Below are 16,718 nucleotides of genomic sequence, written 5' to 3' on the forward strand. Positions count from 1 at the left end.
AATCTGTCAGGCCCGTTATGGAAATGGGCCTGACAGCAATAGGATTATTCGGCCAGGCCCTTACGCAGCAGATAGCGATACGGGGCCTGCTCGGTTTCCTGGGCCACCAGCGTATGTTCCATAAAGCGGCAAAAACCCGGGATGTCGCGAGTAGTGGCCGGATCGTCGGCGATAATCAGCAAGGTTTTACCGTTATCCATATGGCGCACGGTTTTGCGCACCATCATGACCGGTTCCGGACAGCGCAGCCCCAGCGCGTCTAGCGTCTGGTCTGCCTGGGCAAAAATGTCAGTCATACATCTCTCTCGATCTAAAACGATCGGCGAACCCTCGCCGGATCTGATTACCCGCTAGTTTACGCCGGTAGTTTTTCTGCGCAAGACACGTTAACGTTTGCGTTAAATTTAACCATTGCATTGAATGCCCAAACGCGTACCATGTGCCGCGCAGTTAACAATGGGTTCCCTCACCCCACACTCAAAAAGGCTACATTATGTATTCGTTTACCGATCGACAACGCTTAATCGCGTTGGTTTGGCTATCGCTATTCCACATCGCCATCATTACTTCCAGCAACTACCTGGTGCAGTTGCCGATCAGCATTTTCGGCTTTCACACCACCTGGGGTGCCTTCACTTTTCCGTTTATCTTCCTGGCCACTGACCTGACCGTGCGGATCTTCGGTGCCCCGCTGGCACGCAGGATTATCCTTGCGGTGATGGTTCCGGCGCTGTTTATCTCCTATGTGATCTCCACCGTCACTTTCCAGGGCGAATGGCAGGGCTTTGCCGCCTTGACCAGCTTCAACCTGTTTGTGGCGCGTATCGCCGCCGCCAGCTTCATGGCCTACGTGCTGGGCCAGATCCTGGACGTGCAGGTATTCAACCGCCTACGCCAACGCAGCGCCTGGTGGGTTGCCCCCGCCGCGGCCATGTTCCTGGGCAATATCAGCGATACCCTGGCCTTCTTCTTTATCGCCTTCTACCAAAGTAGCGACCCCTTTATGGCCGCCAACTGGGTGGAGATCGCGCTGGTGGATTACAGCTTCAAGGTGCTGATCTGCCTGGTGTTCTTCCTGCCGATGTACGGGCTGCTGCTTAATATGCTGCTCAAACGCTTGGCAGAACGCCAACCCGCCAACCGGTTTCAACTGAGTTAACCCTGCTTCTCGGTTATTATGGGCAGCTTGATTTTACGGAGGCTGCCCATGCGCTTAACCACTCGCCAAGCTACACTTGAAGAGATCCACTCTCTTTACCTCTGCATTCCAGAATTTGGCAGCCTGCACAGCCTGAGCGATTTGCAGCAACGCATCGGGAATAACCCTTCTCACGGCTTGATTGCCGAAATTGATGGCCAGGCAGCCGGTTTTAAACTCGGCTATCAAACCACGCCTGGGGAGTTCTACAGCTGGCTGGGGGCAGTTTTACCTGCCTTTCGCCGCAAAGGGGTCGCCCAAGCCATGCTGGCGGAGCAGGAGCATTGGGCGCGTTCGCAAGGCTATCAACAGCTGTGGGTAAAAACCCGCAACCAGTTCCGCGCCATGCTAATAATGCTCATTAGCCACGAATATCAGATTTTCACTCTAGAAAAGAAAGGCGAAGTAGACGAGTATCGTCTATTACTTAAAAAAAACCTGTGACATCTAGCCATACGGTCAACCAACTCTATCTGCAAAGGAATAAGGAACACCAGATGCGTAAAGTAACAAAATTGATGGGTATCAGCCTGTTGGTGTTGGGCCTGGCGGCATGTGACAGCGCCACCAAAGACAGCAGTGCACCAGCAGGCAACGCAGCCACCAGTGTGCCAACCGGGCAACAGGTAAGTTTACTTGATGGCAAATTGACCTTTACTCTGCCAAACGGTATGGCCGATCAGAGCGGTAAGCTGGGCAGCCAGGCCAATAACATGCACGTCTATGCCGACAGTACCGGCCAGCGTGCGCTGATCGTGATCGTCGCGGATAAGGCAGATAGCGATCTGGAAACCTTGGCCACTCGCCTGGAAGGGCAACAACGCGCCCGCGACACCAACCTGCAGGTCATTACCAATAAAGCCGTTGAAATTAACGGGGTGCCAATGCGCCAAGTGGATAGCATCATCACCAGCGGCGGTCAAAAGGCCTACTCTGCAGTACTGCTTGGTACCACGGCGGACAGCAAAATGCTGACCGTACAGGTCACACTGCCAGCAGATAACCAACAGCAGGCTCAAAGCGAAGCCGCAGGTATTTTCAGTACCGTGAAGGTCAAATAATGCCCGCCGGGGCCAGCATGCTGGCCCGTTTAAACTGTTACGCCAATGCCTGTGCTAACAGGGTGATCGGATGTTCACAGCGCTTGCTGGTGGACATCTCGATCTGCCATTTGCAGGTTTCACAATCGGTGATCACCAAATCCACTCCGCTCGCTTCAATCTGGCGAAATAGTGAGGCACCAATGCCTTGCGAGGTTTCATAGTTTTCCGACTTGAAGCCGTAAGTCCCAGCGATACCGCAGCACTGCGAATCCAGCACCACCAGTTCCAGCCCTGGGATCTGCCGCAATAGCTCCAGCGTATAGGCCGTCCAGCCCATTTTCTCCATATGACACGGCGTGTGGTAAGCCACCCTCAGCGGCGTCTGTTTGAGCGGCAAGGTGCGCCCTTGGCTAATCAGACGATAGAGATAACGCGTAGCCAACTCTACTCGTTCACGCACCGCAGAGGTGTCCACCTCCAGCAAATGCGGGTACTCATCACGCAGGGTGAACGTGCAGCTCGACGACGTAGCCACCACCGGTATGCCTTTGGTCAGGACTGCATCATGCAGTGATTCCGCATTCACTTTGGCCTGCTTCTTCGCCTGCGCAATAAAGCCGTTGGCGATCAGCGGTACGCCGCAGCATTTCTCACGTTTAAGCAACTGCACGCCGATATCCATGGCGTTAAACACCTTGATCAGATCTTTGCCAAGCTGTGGATGGTTGTAATTGACAAAGCAACCGTGGAAAAACGCCACCTGCTCGGCATAGCGCTGCTGCTGTTGCGCCTGCTGGCGATACCAACGGCGGAAGGTGCCAAACGAGTATTTCGGCAGCTCACGCCGATGGTCGATCTTCAGCGCCTTATCCAACAGCTTACGCACCGGCTTCAGGCCGGTAGTGGCGTTAACGATCGGCGCAAACGGCGTCGAAAGCGAACCCATGATGTCAGTATGGCTGAGAATGGCATCGCGCAGCGTCGGTTTGCTTTGGCTGAAATTGGCCCGGGCACGTTGGATAATATCGCCGATTTTAACGTCAGAGGGGCAAGCCACCTCACAGCGCTTGCAGTTGGTACAATACTTCAACGCTTCATCGTAGAGCGCCGGATCTTTCAGCCGCAGGCGTTCCCCATCTGGCCCGGCCTGTTTTGGCCCCGGATAGAGCGGGTTGGCCTTGGCGACCGGGCAATAGGTGGTGCAGACGGTACATTTGATGCAACTCTCGAAGCTGTTGTCTGGTAACAGGCTCATGCTGAAACCTCCTGTGCCAGGATCTGTTGGGCAACGTGCAGCGCTCCTAGCAGTGAAACCCCGGCACCACAGCCTTGTTGCAACGGGTCGTAACCGCCAGCCACGGCACCGATAGCATACAGATTAGTCATCGCCTCACCCTGTTTTAGCGCACGCAACGCGGTGTCGGTCTGAACCCCAAATTGCAGGTACGGCTGCGGGGCAAACAGATCGGCATCGCTCCAGTCGGCGCGTTCGGTTTTGCTATACACGTCGAGGCCAAATACCGGTTCGCGAATGCCGTCAAAAGCGGCCACCAGGCCGTTACTGAAGAAGCTGCCGCTGGCCAGTATCACCTGCTGCGCCCGCAGCGGAATATCGGTGTGATTGCGGGTATACAGACCGGTGACGCGCTGCCCGTCGAAACTGGCACGCAATACGCTATCCCCCGGCATAAACACCCCACCCAGTTGCTGCAAGCGCTGGCGCAATGCCTGATGCAGCCGCATACCGAGCACGGAGGGCGGCAGAGTGGGTAACAGATAAACGGGCTTACCGACCAAGCGGCGCAACGTCATCAACGGTTCGTCATCTTCTAACCCCAGACAGGCTGGCAGCAAGATGGCCTCTGCCTCGCCAGCCTGGCGTGTGATCTCTTCTGCCAGCAGCGCCAGATGTTCTGGCAGATCCAGTACGCGAGCAATATTCACCGCGCGGAACTCGCTGGGATTATTACGTAAGCGATCCAACACTGGCAGATGCAAAAATGCCACTTCTGCCTTGAGGCCCTGCTCCTGAATCAATGAGCTGGCCGCCATCTGCGGTTGGAAATCCAGAAAACCTTCAATGCCCAGTACGGCGATGTTCTGCCACGGCAACTTACCGTCTAAGGGAGAGACAGGGATCGCCTGGGGGCTGAGCCAGGTGGCACGGCAAGTCCCAAGCGGGGTCACGCGCAGATGGTTTTGGCTGCTATCGCCCTGCATCTGCCACCCGCAACGCTGTAGCAATTGCTCGGCTTGCGTTGCCAGCGCGGCCACCTGTGCGGCCCCCATCAGGCTATACGGATGCTGTGGAGCCTGCTGCGCCAGTTCAGGCAAGGCAGACAGAGGCGACGCCACTGGCGTACCATCGGGCAGATGGGCCAACAGATCGAGCGAACCGGAAGAAAAATAGAGCGCGCTTTGGCCGGAACTGACCACCGCGCAGCGTTTGCCATGCTCGGCTAAACGGATAGCACAGCTTAACCCAGCCAAGCCACCACCAATCACCACCGCATCAAATTGCATCATCCGCCTCCTGCTTAGCATCACCCTGCGCATCTAACCCACATAACCCTTGATATACCCAACTGGTGAATTCGCTCTCCCGCAGGGCATCGCCCCAGGCGATAGGCCGCACGCCTTTCCAGCGTTCATTGAGGAAATGGGACAGTTGGGTGATGGATTGCTGCGGCGTCACCACGTTAAACCGCGTCAACAAGCCTGCGGCACGGCAGGCACACAGCTCACCCTGGCAGGTCCCCATACCCACGCGGGTGCGGCGGCGCAGATCGACCAGATTGTTGACGGTCAGAGAATCCACTGCATAACGCACCTCACCGGCAGTCACCGCTTCACACTCACACACCAGGCTGTTGTCCAGCCGGTTGCCAGAAGGGACCAGGCTGGCGCGATCGCCGTGGCGGTACACTGCCGAACCCCGGATGCTGGCAGGCAGTGAAACTACGCTGCGCACCGTTTCTTCGGCGCTCTGACGGGAACCGGGCAACGCCGCTTCCGCCGTGGTGCAAGGACTATCGATGCCCAGCTTGGCGCAGACCAGATCGGTGGCCCATTCGGCCATCAGCCGGTAAGTCATCAGCTTGCCGCCGGTAATGGTGATAAAGCCCTCCAACCCATCGCGCGCCGCATGGTCGAGCAGCACGATGCCACGACTGACGTTGCGCCCAGAAGGGTCGTCGTCGCTGGCGACCAGTGGCCGCACGCCCGCATAGGCACGCAGAATGCGCGTTTGCGCCAGTTTCGGGGCCAACAGCGTGCCTTCGCGGATTAAGATATCCACTTCCTGTGGCGTCACTACCATGTTGTCGATCTGGTCGTAATCGATATGGGTGGAGGTGGTGCCGATCAGCGAGATGGTATCGCCAGGCACCAGAATGTCGGCATCTGCCGGTTTGCGGCAACGGTTAATCACCATGTTATTGATGCGATGGCCCAGGATCAGCAACGCCCCTTTAGCAGGGAACATACGGATGCGCAGATCGGCATACTCGGCAATTTGCTGGCCCCAGATCCCGGCGGCATTGACCACCACCTGAGCATGAATATCGTACTGCTGTGCGGCCTTGTGATCGAAAACGCGCACGCCCGTCACGCGATCGCCAGTACGTAACAAACCGGTAACCTGATGATAGGTCAGGATTTGTGCGCCATGTTCACGCGCGTCAAGCATGTTGGCCGCCGTTAAACGGAAAGGATCGACGGTGCCATCCGGCACCCGCACCGCGCCGATCAGGGCGGGGTTAGCCGCAGGCTCCAGGCGTAATGCCAGCGCGGGGTCAATGGCTTCGGCCTCAATGCCAGCGCTGCGACAAGCGGTAATAAACTGCTGCTGAAAGGCTAACGAGTCCTGAGGCAAGGTAATGAACAGGCCGTCGGTACGTTCGATGCAATGGTGGGCAATACGCTTGAGGATGCGGTTTTCTTCAATACATTCGCGTGCCGATTCGCCGTCGGTGACCGAATAGCGCGCCCCGCTGTGCAACAACCCATGGTTGCGGCCAGTAGCGCCAGTGGCAATGTCATGCCTTTCCAGTAAAACGCAACGCAGACCGCGCCGCGCACAGTCACGGGCAATCCCCGCGCCGGTAGCGCCGCCGCCAATGATGATCACGTCCGTTTCGGTGATTGGTGAGTTGTTGCTCATCACGCCCCCTGAGCCTGTAGTTATGGCTTTATTTAGCCACAGTCAGTAGGGTTTTTGTTTGATAAGGAACAATAACGAACAGAAAACGAAAATAATATGGCCATAAAAAGCCATGAATGTGACCAATATCACGTATTTGTGCTATTTAGTCATTCCAAAATGTTAACCGATCACTCAAAATTCGCCACAGTTTCATAAAAGTGTAACAAATGCGCCATCCATCACGGTGTGATCGGGGGGTTTTCTCTAGCATTGCGCTCGTTATGGAACATTTAACAACACTTCAGGTATCCGCAAGCTCATCTTCAGGACAGCCGTTTCCTGTTGAGGCAATAAACAGATAAAGCCATCGGAGGCGCTCATGTTGAGTATTTTTAAGCCAGCCGCACACATTTCTCGTGTGCCAGTCGACAAGGTAGACCCGCTCTACCGTAAGCTGCGCTGGCAGATTTTTATGGGGATCTTTTTCGGTTACGCCGCCTACTATCTGGTGCGTAAAAACTTCACCCTGGCGATGCCGTACCTGATCGATCAGGGCTTCAGCCGTGGTGACCTAGGCTTTGCGCTGTCAGGGATTTCCATCGCCTACGGTTTCTCCAAGTTCATCATGGGCTCGGTTTCTGACCGTTCCAACCCGCGTGTATTCCTACCCGCCGGCCTGATCCTGGCTGCTGCCGTCATGCTGTTTATGGGCTTTGTGCCTTGGGCTACCTCCAGCATTGCCGTGATGTTCGTGCTGCTGTTCCTGTGTGGTTGGTTCCAGGGTATGGGTTGGCCGCCTTGTGGCCGTACCATGGTGCACTGGTGGTCACAGAAAGAACGTGGCGGTATCGTTTCGGTATGGAACTGTGCGCACAACGTCGGTGGTGGCCTGCCTCCACTGCTGTTCCTGCTGGGTATGGCCTGGTTTAACGACTGGCATGCGGCGCTGTATATGCCTGCCTTCGGTGCGATCCTGGTGGCCCTGATCGCCTTCGCCTTGATGCGTGACACCCCGCAATCTGTTGGTCTGCCACCGATTGAAGAATACAAAAACGACTATCCGGATGATTACAGCGAAGAAGCAGAAGAAGAACTGACAGCCAAGCAGATCTTCATGCAGTACGTGCTGCCAAACAAACTGCTGTGGTACATCGCGATCGCCAACGTGTTCGTGTATCTGCTGCGCTACGGCATCCTGGACTGGTCACCAACCTACCTGAAAGAAGTGAAACACTTCGCGCTGGACAAATCCTCCTGGGCCTACTTCCTGTACGAATACGCCGGTATCCCAGGCACCCTGCTGTGCGGCTGGATGTCGGACAAGGTGTTTAAAGGCAACCGTGGTGCCACCGGGGTGTTCTTCATGGTTCTGGTGACCATCGCCACCATCGTTTACTGGCTGAACCCGGTGGGCAACCCTGGCATCGATATGGCCTGTATGATCACCATCGGCTTCCTGATCTATGGCCCTGTCATGCTGATCGGCCTGCACGCGCTGGAACTGGCACCGAAGAAAGCGGCAGGTACCGCCGCAGGCTTTACCGGTCTGTTCGGTTATCTGGGCGGCTCGGTCGCAGCCAGTGCCATCGTCGGCTATACCGTTGACTACTTCGGCTGGGACGGCGGCTTTATGGTGATGATCGGCGGCAGCATCGGTGCGGTGATCCTGCTGGTGCTGACCATGCTCAGCGAGAAGAAACACCACGCAGAAATCGCGGCCAAACGCGGTTAAAAGCAAAGCGGGCGCAGCATACAGCGCCCCTACCTATCCTTTATCGTCAATCTAAGGCCGCACTGCGGCCTTTTTCTTACCTCTACAACATGGAGCAACACAGAATGCGGACTCAAACCAAAGCCCTGCTGACAGGGATCATTCTTGCCACTTCAATGCTCAGTGCCGCACAGGCTGCGGATAAAGTGGTTATCGCACACCGCGGTGCCAGCGGCTACCTGCCGGAGCATACGTTACCGGCCAAGGCGATGGCCTACGCGCAAGGGGCCGACTTCCTTGAGCAAGACCTAGTGATGACCAAAGATAACGAGCTGGTGGTGTTGCACGACCACTATCTGGATCGCGTCACCGACGTTGCCGAACGTTTCCCAGACCGGGCGCGTAAAGATGGCCGCTACTACGCTATCGACTTTACGCTGCCTGAGATCAAATCGCTGAAGTTCACCGAAGGCTTTGATATCAAAGACGGTAAGCAGGTACAAAGCTACCCTGGCCGCTTCCCGATGGGCAAATCCGACTTCCGCGTCCACACCTTCCAGGAAGAGATCGAGTTCGTACAGGGCTTGAACCATTCAACCGGCAAGAACATCGGCCTCTACCCGGAAATCAAGGCCCCCTGGTTCCATCAGCAGGAAGGAAAAGACATCTCCACCAAGGTGCTGGAAGTGCTCAAGCAATACGGCTACACCAGCAAGAGCGACAATGTCTACCTGCAGTGTTTTGATGCCAACGAGCTGAAACGCATCAAGGATCAGTTGGAACCCAAGATGGGGATGGATCTGAAGCTGGTACAGCTGATTGCCTACACCGACTGGAACGAAACCTACGAGCAGAAGGCAGACGGCAAGTGGGTCAACTATGACTACGACTGGATGTTCAAACCGGGCGCGATGAAAAAGATCGCCCAGTATGCCGACGGCATCGGGCCTGACTATCACATGCTGATCGTCGAAGAGCAGTCCAAGCCGAACCAGATCGTGTTGACCGAGATGGTCAAAGACGCCCATGCCAACAATATGGCGGTGCACCCTTACACCATCCGTGCCGATAAGCTGCCGAAATACGTCACCGACGTGAACCAGCTGTTCGACGCGATTTACAATCAGGCGGGCGTTGACGGCGTGTTTACCGACTTCCCGGACAAGGGCGTCCAGTTCCTGCAAAAGCAGGGGCAACATAAGTAATCTTAGCCTTTTCTTTAAGTGGGCGCAGCCTGCGCCCCTTGTAGTTGAGCAGGCTAGCTCTCGCAATAATGAGTCTCCTCCTTGATTATTACCCTAGGTGATGGAAGGATACCGACGTCGGCGATTGATAAGGAAAAGAGATCGTGGAACGTTCAGTGTTACTGCATCATATCAAAACGTCTTGTTATGCCCTTTCCGCCATAGTGCTGACCGGCTGGGTCACCGATGCACTGAACGAAGGGCTGATCTTCAAGATGATATTGCGTTTCTTCCGCCCGGATGACGTCGAGCGCTATTCGCACCCGTTTACCGATCTGACCAGCTTCTTCATCTGGTTTATCCCACTGTTGTTTACCACGCTGCTGTTGCTGCTGGCCTCGGTCATGACGTTACACCACGTTAAAAAACCCCATCTCTACCGCATCACCAAGAAAAAACCGCTGCTGCACGGCCCGCACGTGGTCGGCACCCCGGCTGTTGGCCAGGTTGCGCCGTTCCTGCAAACCTATACCGACGCAGAGAAGCTGTCGTTGCTTCTCCCTCAAGCTTTACAGCTTGAGTATCAGACCGAACTGGCCAGCATTGAAGGGGCAAGAGAGGTTGAGATCCATCTGCTGAAAGAAAATGACGATCTGCAAAAAATCGCGCTTGAGTTGGAACAGTGGGTAAAGAAACAGCTGAAAAACAGACCTGTTGATAACACTAGCCGCCTGTTTATCGATATTACCTACGCCACACCGGTGCGCAGCGCCGCCGCTTTATTCTGCAGTCTGGATCAGGATATCGAGCTGATCCAAGGCACCCCGGACGGCAAATTATCGTCGTATGATTTGGTGTGCAAGGTTCAGGAATAACGTAGCCCGGCGGGCGCAGCCGGTAAAGACTGCGCCCCAATCAGTTAAATCGAGTACATTTTACGCAGGTAATGAGGCACCGCGTCGTCAACGTTGGAGCCAATCACTTCCAGCTCCGGCAGCTTGTCTTTCAGACGCTGCTGGGCATCCTGCATGATGCAGCCTTTCCCCGCCATCGACAGCATTTCCAGATCGTTCATGCCGTCGCCAAAGGCGATGCACTCTTTGAGCGAATAGCCGATGATCTTGGCCACTTCTTCCAGCGCATGGCCTTTCGATACGCCACCGGCCATCACTTCCAGGCACGTTGGGAACGAGAAGCTGACGTTGACCCGATCGCCCCAGCGCGCGTTAATGGCATCTTCCAGCGGCAGCAGCTTTTCATGATCTTCGCAGGTGAAATACACCTTGCACACGCCATCGGTTTCCAACAAGCCCGGCTCAAACAGCTCATATTTGAAGATCGACTCCCGGAAAAACTCTTCTTGCTCCGGGCTTTCACGGTTCATGAACCAGTCGTCGTTGCGGTAGACGTTGGTCAGGATATCCTGATTGTCGTGCATCATGTTGTACAGATCGCGGGCGATATCCTCATCCAGGTTGTGGCTGAAGATCAGCTCACCGGCGGTGTTATGTACCCGCGCACCGTTGGAAGTGATCATAAAAGCACTGATGCCGAGATTATCGCGGATCTGGGAAACGTCGATATGGTGGCGGCCGGTAGCGAAAACAAAGTGTACGCCCTGCTGCGTCAGCAGCTGCAGCGTTTCTTTGGCGTACGGTGTCAGGGTGTGCTCAGGGGACAGCAGAGTGCCATCTAAATCGGAAGCAACGACGTGATACATAGCGATATGTTCTAACCTCTAGTGGAATTTTCGGCGGCAGCAGTACCACCTAAGTGCTGAGCAAAGAAACGCAGGATTGCGTTCAGTGCCTCGGCGCGCATCGCGTCCCGTTCGAACAGGATCTCATGGCGAGCGCCTTTGATAACCCACGGTTTTCCCCCTTCACAAGGGTGCCCCGCGTCTGACAGTGCCTGACAAAAAGCGCGCTGGGAACGGTTGTCGACCACCCGATCCTCACCGGCCTGCAATAATAAAATCGGCGTAGTGATGTTAGCAGCCTGGGCAATAATCTGCTGCCCGGCCTGAATGCTTTCCCTGACCCAGTGGTAGGTTGGCCCACCTACCCGCAGCTCGGGATAATCGGCGTAATAACGCAGGCTGCGGCGATAACGCTCGCGGCTGTGGGTCAAAGTATTGACCACATAGGGCAATGGCCGCCACTGCCCAGTACCTACCGCGTAATAATCTCGCAGCCCTGGGCGCTTTTCCGTCCAGTTCAAAATGCCGTTGGCCACCCAGCCCGGCATCGGCAGATAAATGCCCAACATCGGCGCGCAGAGTGCTACGGCGGCAAACGACTGTGGCTCACGCGCCAAAAACTGCGCCAGTATCGCGCCCCCCATCGAGTGCGCCAGCGCGACGTGCTGCCGGTAACCCAAGGGTTTGACCTGCTGATGATAAAACTGGGCAAAATCGTCTACGTAGTCACCAAAGTTTACCACATGCCCCCGGTGCGTATCTGCCAGCATGCGCCCGGACAGCCCCTGACCACGATGATCGATGATCATCACGTCATAGCCGCTGTGAAACAGATCGTACGCCACTTCCGGGTACTTGATATAGCTTTCGATGCGCCCTGGACTGATCACCACCACCCGCTGGTGCAGCGGGGAAGCAAAGCGCACAAAGCGGATCGGTACGCCCCCCACGCCGGTGAACTCCCCCTCCTCACGTCGCCGCCAAAAATCCAGCAGAGGCCCGGTCGCGAAGGCAGAGAACTGCTTTTCACGGTTTAACCATTGCGCGGGATCAAGGGTGAATGACGACATGGCCTACCTTTTAACGGGGGTTACTCAGATAAAAATGTGATAAATACTACTATACCCTATGGATTTCGAGCTGTAGCTAGGCGACAAGCTATCTCATCCCCAGGAGCTTACGTTTAGTAAGTGACTGGGGTGACAAATCTGTCAGGAACAGATTTGAACGCTGTATCCAGCGGCCCCGTAAGGGGTGAGGCCCATGGACGGGTCGAATAACTAAGTGCAGGTAACAACGCTACAGCTTGAAAGACGACGGGTATAGCGTATTGTGGCACAAATTGGTGACAAATTGGTGTATTCAGATGACCTTAGACTGGTGGTTAACCTATCTGCTGACAACCCTTATTCTCAGTCTTTCCCCCGGTTCCGGTGCCATCAACACCATGAGCACCGGTATCAGCCACGGTTATCGCGGAGCGGCGGCGTCGATTGCGGGTCTGCAGGTTGGCCTGAGTATCCATATCGTGCTGGTGGGCATTGGCCTCGGCGCGGTGGTTTCCCAGTCGCTACTGGCCTTTGAACTGCTGAAATGGTTTGGTGCGGGTTATCTGGTGTGGCTGGGTATCCAGCAGTGGCGTGCCGCTGGCGCGTTGGATCTGCACACTCTGGCAGGCACCCTGCCACGCCGCCGCCTGTTTCGCCGTGCCGTGCTGGTGAATCTGACCAACCCCAAGAGCATCGTGTTCCTGGCTGCCCTGTTCCCACAGTTTATCATGCCCAACCAGCCGCAGGCCGAGCAGTATGTCATTCTCGGCGTCACCACGGTGGTGATCGATATCCTGGTGATGATTGGCTATGCCACGCTGGCCACGCGCATTGCCGGTTGGCTAAAGACGCCGCGCCAGATGCAGTTGTTAAACCGGATTTTTGGTTCGCTGTTTATTCTGGTGGCGGGATTGCTGGCAACGGCAAGAAAGGCATGAGAATGTAATTCTCGGCGTTATTGTCGCAGGCAGTTTGGACACGGCCAGCGCACAGGACCCGCAGCGTACGTTGAAGTACGTGAGGAGTCCGAGCACTGCCCGGATTCAAAATGGCAAGTAAAATAGCCTAGCGGGTAAAAATCAGGTGCAGACCAAAACCGGTGAATAACACCCCGGCTAAGCCATCGATCCATTTCGCCATCCGCTGATAGCCCCGGCGCATGGCGGGCAACGCGAAGATGATCGCCACCAAGGTGAACCAGATAAAGGTTTCACCGGTGATCAGGGCGAATAATCCCCAACGCGCTCCGGCCCCCACATCCTCACCCACAAACAGCGAGAACACGCTACCAAAGTAAATCACCGCTTTCGGATTGGAGAGATTGGTGAGCAGGCCACGGATAAAGCTGCGGCCCGGCTTGGGTAACGCCACCTTCACATCTTCTGCCGGAGCAGTTTGCGCATTCTGGCTACGGGCGGAGCGCAGCAGTTGCCAGCCCATCCAGCACAGATACAAACCACCGCCCACCATGATGATCTGGTGCAGCCAGGCCATCTTTTGCAGGATCAGATTCAACCCCAGCAGCGCCACACCGGCCCAGACCATGACGCCGAGGGAAATCCCCACGACACCCATCATCGCTTCGCGGCGGGAACGGCTGGCTGCGGTTTGCGATACAAAAAAGAAGTCCGGCCCTGGGCTCATCAGCGCAATCAAATGCACCATCGCCACCGTGAAAAACAACATCAGCATGAGTGATTCCCCTTATTCGTCGTCACCGTCGAGGTGAGCGCGGATCATCGCCATAAATGGCGCACCAAAACGTTCCAGCTTACGCTGCCCCACGCCGTTGACGCTCAACAACTCGCTGGCCCTGATCGGCATCTGTTCGGCCATCTCCAGCAGCGTTGCGTCGTTGAACACCACGTACGGGGGGATGTTCTCTTCGTCGGCAATCGATTTACGCAGCTTGCGCAGTTTGGCAAACAGCTTGCGATCGTAATTACCGCCGTAGGATTTCTGGTTGGCGCTGCTACGTACCTTGAAGCTCTGAATACGCGGCACCGCCAGCTGTAGCACCACTTCGCCACGCAGCACCGGGCGCGCGGCTTCGGTCAGTTGCAGCGCCGAATGCATCGCAATGTTCTGGGTGATAAAGCCCAGATGGATCAGTTGACGCAGCACGCTGGTCCAGTGTTCGGTGGTCTGATCGCGGCCAATGCCGTACACCGGCAGCTTTTCATGGCCATATTCGCGGATACGCTGGTTATTGGAGCCACGTAGCACCTCCACCACATAACCAATCCCGAAGCGTTGCCCAACGCGGCCAATCGCAGAAAGCGCCTTGCGGGCATCCTCCAGGCCGTCATAACGCTTGGGCGGGTCGAGGCAGATATCGCAGTTGCCACAGGCCTGCTGCTTGCCTTCACCGAAGTAGTTCAGCAGCACCAGACGGCGGCAGGTTTGCGCTTCGGCAAATGCTCCCATCGCATTGAGCTTATGGCGTTCGATATCCAACTGCTGCCCCGCCGGTTTCTCTTCCAGGCAACGGCGTAACCAGGCCATATCCGCCGGGTCATACAGCAGGATCGCTTCCGCTGGCAGACCATCACGCCCTGCACGGCCAGTTTCCTGATAATAGGACTCTATGTTGCGCGGAATATCGAAGTGCACCACAAAACGCACGTTGGGTTTGTTGATGCCCATACCGAAGGCCACGGTGGCCACCACCACCTGCAAATCATCCCGTTGGAAAGCCTCCTGCACCTGGGAGCGGCGTTCATTGTCCAACCCGGCGTGATAGGCCCCAACGCTTAACCCACGGCTTTGCAGACGTGCGGTGGTGTCTTCCACCTTGGCGCGGCTGTTGCAGTAAATAATGCCGCTTTTACCGCGCTGGTCCTGCACGAAGCGCCAAAGTTGGTCGAGAGGTTTGAATTTCTCCACCAGCGTGTAGCGGATATTGGGGCGGTCGAAACTGCTGATCTGGATCAGCGGTTCGTCTAGCGCCAACAAACGCACAATATCCCCCCGCGTGGCTTCATCGGCGGTGGCCGTCAATGCCACCACCGGCATGGTCGGGAAGCGTTGTTTCAACTGGCCTAGTGCGCGGTATTCCGGGCGGAAATCGTGGCCCCACTGGGAAATACAGTGCGCCTCATCCACCGCCAACATCACCGGCGGGCAGTGATCCAACAGTTCGAGGAAGCTGTCCATCATCAGCCGTTCGGGGGCGATATACAGCATTTTAATCTGGCCACTGCGACAACCCGCCATCACCTCTTGCTGCTGCTCCCGCGTTTGCGTCGAGTTATAGCAGGCGGCGGAAACGCCATAGGCCAAGAGCTGATCAACCTGATCTTTCATCAAGGAAATCAGTGGGGATACCACCAGCGTCAGTCCATCCATCACCAGCGCCGGGATTTGATAGCACAGCGATTTACCCCCGCCGGTCGGCATCACCACCAGGCAATCCTGGCCGCCGATAATTGCGTTGATAATCGTTTGTTGACCCGGACGGAACTGCTGGTAGCCGAAGGTATCGCGTAATACCTGCTCTGCCAGCAACTCTCTGTTTATCACTGCTGCGGTTGACACACACTTCCCCATTTATCGCTATCACGGTGCCTGACTGACATCGCTCTACATATACCCTATAGATTTCAAATCGCAGCTAGGCGACAAGCTTACTTATCCCCAGGAGCTTACTTTTGGGTAAGTGGCTGGGGTAAGTAAGTGCAGGTAACAACGCTGCGGCTTGAAAGACGACGGGTATCAAAAACTACATAATATCGTTAAGCATGACACCAACACCCAGCCGTGTCTGCTTGAAGTTGTAATCAATCATCGATTCGCCGTAGCCGCTGAACACCTGGGTATAGAAACGCACATGGCTGGTGATTGGGTAGCTCCAACCTAGCTGTGCGCCGCCAAAACCGCTATTCCAGTTGTATTGGCCTTCGGCACTGAACACACTTTCCCCTAAGGCATAGCCCACCGTCAGGCGGTAATAGCCCATATATTTGGTGATATCCGGGTTATCGTCGTTGCTGTCGTTTTCCGAAAAGCGGAACCAGGGTTTGACCTCGACCTGCCAGTCGCCGTGCTGCGCCATCAAGCGTGCATAACCACGGTTCCAGCTACGTGAAGTAGGATCTCCACGGCCGTTGGACTCATGGTTCAGACCCACTTCGATATCACGCAGCGTCCAGCCGGCAAACTTATACGCCGTCGCCCAGCCGACAAAAATTTGCGGTTCGTAGTTAGTTTCACGGAACGGTGAGGATTCGTCATGGTTGGAGAACTGCCACCAGGAACGCTGGGTGTAAGATGCCCCCAGTACCGAGTTCTCACCAGCTATGCCACGCCAGATTGGGAACGCCAGGCTGAGCTGGAACTTCACCTCATCTTTACGTGCGTTCTCCGCCCAATTGTAGGACTTGATGGCCTCTTTGTTCAGATCGCTGGTGGTGGTGTAAAGCAGGTAGTTCGTTTCATAAGGATAGAGAGTAAACGGGTTATCATAGTGTTGCAGCATATTGCCGATGATGCTGCCACGAACCGCCGGTTTATTCAGATTCTTTTGCTCACTGCTGGCCTCATCGGCCTGCACCACTACTGGCGCAAACAGCATCGCCATCACAACCACAGACAGAACGCGCATAATTTTGTTCACTCTCGAAAGATAAGGAAAAATCCAGAAATAAAAGCAGGTCATTTTACACACATTGCAGGGTTTACCGCACTAGTG

The 16,718-nt window shown here is 55.6% G+C and carries 16 protein-coding genes; 7 read left to right on the forward strand and 9 right to left on the reverse strand.

From position 1 onward, the window contains the following. Positions 1-44: 44 nt before the first annotated feature. Positions 45-296 carry a sulfurtransferase TusA gene (gene tusA, locus KAJ71_RS06680; RefSeq protein WP_021181512.1) on the reverse strand — a complete coding sequence of 84 codons (252 nt, stop codon included), beginning with the start codon at positions 294-296 and terminating at the stop codon, positions 45-47. 197 nt (positions 297-493) lie between these two features. Here tusA and KAJ71_RS06685 point away from each other — a divergent pair, with 197 nt between their 5' ends. The 3 genes from KAJ71_RS06685 to KAJ71_RS06695 are packed head-to-tail and all read left to right on the forward strand — an operon-like array spanning position 494 to position 2,259. Continuing rightward, on the forward strand, positions 494-1,159 hold the full coding sequence (locus tag KAJ71_RS06685) for a 7-cyano-7-deazaguanine/7-aminomethyl-7-deazaguanine transporter (protein WP_248944999.1): 666 nt from the start codon (positions 494-496) through the stop codon (positions 1,157-1,159). Positions 1,160-1,207: 48 nt separating this feature from the next. Continuing rightward, positions 1,208-1,642 carry a GNAT family N-acetyltransferase gene (locus KAJ71_RS06690; protein ID WP_248945000.1) on the forward strand — a complete coding sequence of 145 codons (435 nt, stop codon included), beginning with the start codon at positions 1,208-1,210 and terminating at the stop codon, positions 1,640-1,642. Positions 1,643-1,695: 53 nt separating this feature from the next. Continuing rightward, entirely contained in the window at positions 1,696-2,259 is a 564-nt protein-coding gene (locus KAJ71_RS06695; protein WP_248945001.1) for a DcrB family lipoprotein, read from the forward strand. Positions 2,260-2,296: 37 nt separating this feature from the next. Here the strand turns inward: KAJ71_RS06695 and glpC are convergent, their stop codons facing one another. From glpC to glpA, 3 genes are read right to left on the reverse strand one after another with little or no spacing between them, the layout of a single operon-like run. Then, the gene (gene glpC, locus KAJ71_RS06700) at positions 2,297-3,496 is read right to left on the reverse strand and encodes an anaerobic glycerol-3-phosphate dehydrogenase subunit GlpC (RefSeq protein WP_248945002.1); all 1,200 of its coding nucleotides are present in this window, start codon (positions 3,494-3,496) and stop codon (positions 2,297-2,299) included. Next, complete coding sequence (gene glpB, locus KAJ71_RS06705) at positions 3,493-4,764, reverse strand: glycerol-3-phosphate dehydrogenase subunit GlpB (RefSeq protein ID WP_248945232.1); 1,272 nt, start codon at positions 4,762-4,764, stop codon at positions 3,493-3,495. The genes glpC and glpB overlap by 4 nt, the downstream gene beginning before the upstream one ends. Beyond that, positions 4,754-6,403, reverse strand: coding sequence for an anaerobic glycerol-3-phosphate dehydrogenase subunit A (gene glpA, locus KAJ71_RS06710; protein ID WP_248945003.1), 1,650 nt, complete (start codon positions 6,401-6,403; stop codon positions 4,754-4,756). The genes glpB and glpA overlap by 11 nt, the downstream gene beginning before the upstream one ends. Positions 6,404-6,764: 361 nt before the next feature. On the opposite strand from glpA, the gene glpT reads away from it, so the two are divergent. The 3 genes from glpT to KAJ71_RS06725 all read left to right on the forward strand — a co-directional run bounded on the left by glpT (position 6,765) and on the right by KAJ71_RS06725 (position 10,155). Beyond that, a complete protein-coding gene (glpT, locus tag KAJ71_RS06715) occupies positions 6,765-8,117 on the forward strand; it encodes a glycerol-3-phosphate transporter (RefSeq protein WP_248945004.1) in 1,353 nt (450 codons plus the stop codon). Between the two features lie 104 nt (positions 8,118-8,221). After that, the gene (gene glpQ, locus KAJ71_RS06720; RefSeq protein ID WP_248945005.1) at positions 8,222-9,301 is read left to right on the forward strand and encodes a glycerophosphodiester phosphodiesterase; all 1,080 of its coding nucleotides are present in this window, start codon (positions 8,222-8,224) and stop codon (positions 9,299-9,301) included. A gap of 143 nt (positions 9,302-9,444) precedes the next feature. Further along, entirely contained in the window at positions 9,445-10,155 is a 711-nt protein-coding gene (locus tag KAJ71_RS06725) for a hypothetical protein (RefSeq protein ID WP_248945006.1), read from the forward strand. Positions 10,156-10,199: 44 nt separating this feature from the next. Here KAJ71_RS06725 and yigL read toward each other — a convergent pair whose 3' ends face one another. Then, the gene (yigL, locus tag KAJ71_RS06730; protein ID WP_248945007.1) at positions 10,200-11,000 is read right to left on the reverse strand and encodes a sugar/pyridoxal phosphate phosphatase YigL; all 801 of its coding nucleotides are present in this window, start codon (positions 10,998-11,000) and stop codon (positions 10,200-10,202) included. Positions 11,001-11,011: 11 nt separating this feature from the next. Next, positions 11,012-12,049, reverse strand: a complete 1,038-nt coding sequence (gene pldB, locus KAJ71_RS06735) for a lysophospholipase L2 (protein ID WP_248945008.1) — start codon at positions 12,047-12,049, stop codon at positions 11,012-11,014. 296 nt (positions 12,050-12,345) lie between these two features. Here pldB and rhtB point away from each other — a divergent pair, with 296 nt between their 5' ends. Then, positions 12,346-12,966: a homoserine/homoserine lactone efflux protein gene (rhtB, locus tag KAJ71_RS06740; RefSeq protein ID WP_248945009.1), complete on the forward strand. Its 621-nt coding sequence runs from the start codon at positions 12,346-12,348 to the stop codon at positions 12,964-12,966. A gap of 127 nt (positions 12,967-13,093) precedes the next feature. On the opposite strand, the gene rhtC is transcribed toward rhtB, so the two are convergent. From rhtC to pldA, 3 genes are all read right to left on the reverse strand, one after another. Further along, positions 13,094-13,720 (reverse strand): threonine export protein RhtC, encoded by a 627-nt coding sequence (rhtC, locus tag KAJ71_RS06745; protein ID WP_248945010.1) that lies wholly within the window; start codon positions 13,718-13,720, stop codon positions 13,094-13,096. A gap of 12 nt (positions 13,721-13,732) precedes the next feature. Next, on the reverse strand, positions 13,733-15,565 hold the full coding sequence (gene recQ / locus KAJ71_RS06750) for an ATP-dependent DNA helicase RecQ (RefSeq protein ID WP_248945011.1): 1,833 nt from the start codon (positions 15,563-15,565) through the stop codon (positions 13,733-13,735). A 184-nt stretch (positions 15,566-15,749) separates the two neighbouring features. After that, positions 15,750-16,631: a phospholipase A gene (pldA, locus tag KAJ71_RS06755; RefSeq protein ID WP_248945012.1), complete on the reverse strand. Its 882-nt coding sequence runs from the start codon at positions 16,629-16,631 to the stop codon at positions 15,750-15,752. Positions 16,632-16,718 lie beyond the last annotated feature (87 nt).

It is taken from the genome of Serratia silvae (genome assembly GCF_023282985.1).
In the GTDB taxonomy this organism is placed as follows: domain Bacteria; phylum Pseudomonadota; class Gammaproteobacteria; order Enterobacterales; family Enterobacteriaceae; genus Chania; species Chania silvae.

Coding starts and splice junctions, on each gene's coding strand:
- pldA (WP_248945012.1), bottom strand. CDS start 16,631: ATGCGCGTTCTGTCTGTGGTTGTGATGGCGATGCTGTTTGCGCCAGTA.
- glpB (WP_248945232.1), bottom strand. CDS start 4,764: ATGCAATTTGATGCGGTGGTGATTGGTGGTGGCTTGGCTGGGTTAAGC.
- yigL (WP_248945007.1), bottom strand. CDS start 11,000: ATGTATCACGTCGTTGCTTCCGATTTAGATGGCACTCTGCTGTCCCCT.
- rhtB (WP_248945009.1), top strand. CDS start 12,346: ATGACCTTAGACTGGTGGTTAACCTATCTGCTGACAACCCTTATTCTC.
- KAJ71_RS06695 (WP_248945001.1), top strand. CDS start 1,696: ATGCGTAAAGTAACAAAATTGATGGGTATCAGCCTGTTGGTGTTGGGC.
- tusA (WP_021181512.1), bottom strand. CDS start 296: ATGACTGACATTTTTGCCCAGGCAGACCAGACGCTAGACGCGCTGGGG.
- rhtC (WP_248945010.1), bottom strand. CDS start 13,720: ATGCTGATGTTGTTTTTCACGGTGGCGATGGTGCATTTGATTGCGCTG.
- glpQ (WP_248945005.1), top strand. CDS start 8,222: ATGCGGACTCAAACCAAAGCCCTGCTGACAGGGATCATTCTTGCCACT.
- KAJ71_RS06690 (WP_248945000.1), top strand. CDS start 1,208: ATGCGCTTAACCACTCGCCAAGCTACACTTGAAGAGATCCACTCTCTT.
- glpA (WP_248945003.1), bottom strand. CDS start 6,403: ATGAGCAACAACTCACCAATCACCGAAACGGACGTGATCATCATTGGC.
- glpT (WP_248945004.1), top strand. CDS start 6,765: ATGTTGAGTATTTTTAAGCCAGCCGCACACATTTCTCGTGTGCCAGTC.
- KAJ71_RS06685 (WP_248944999.1), top strand. CDS start 494: ATGTATTCGTTTACCGATCGACAACGCTTAATCGCGTTGGTTTGGCTA.
- glpC (WP_248945002.1), bottom strand. CDS start 3,496: ATGAGCCTGTTACCAGACAACAGCTTCGAGAGTTGCATCAAATGTACC.
- pldB (WP_248945008.1), bottom strand. CDS start 12,049: ATGTCGTCATTCACCCTTGATCCCGCGCAATGGTTAAACCGTGAAAAG.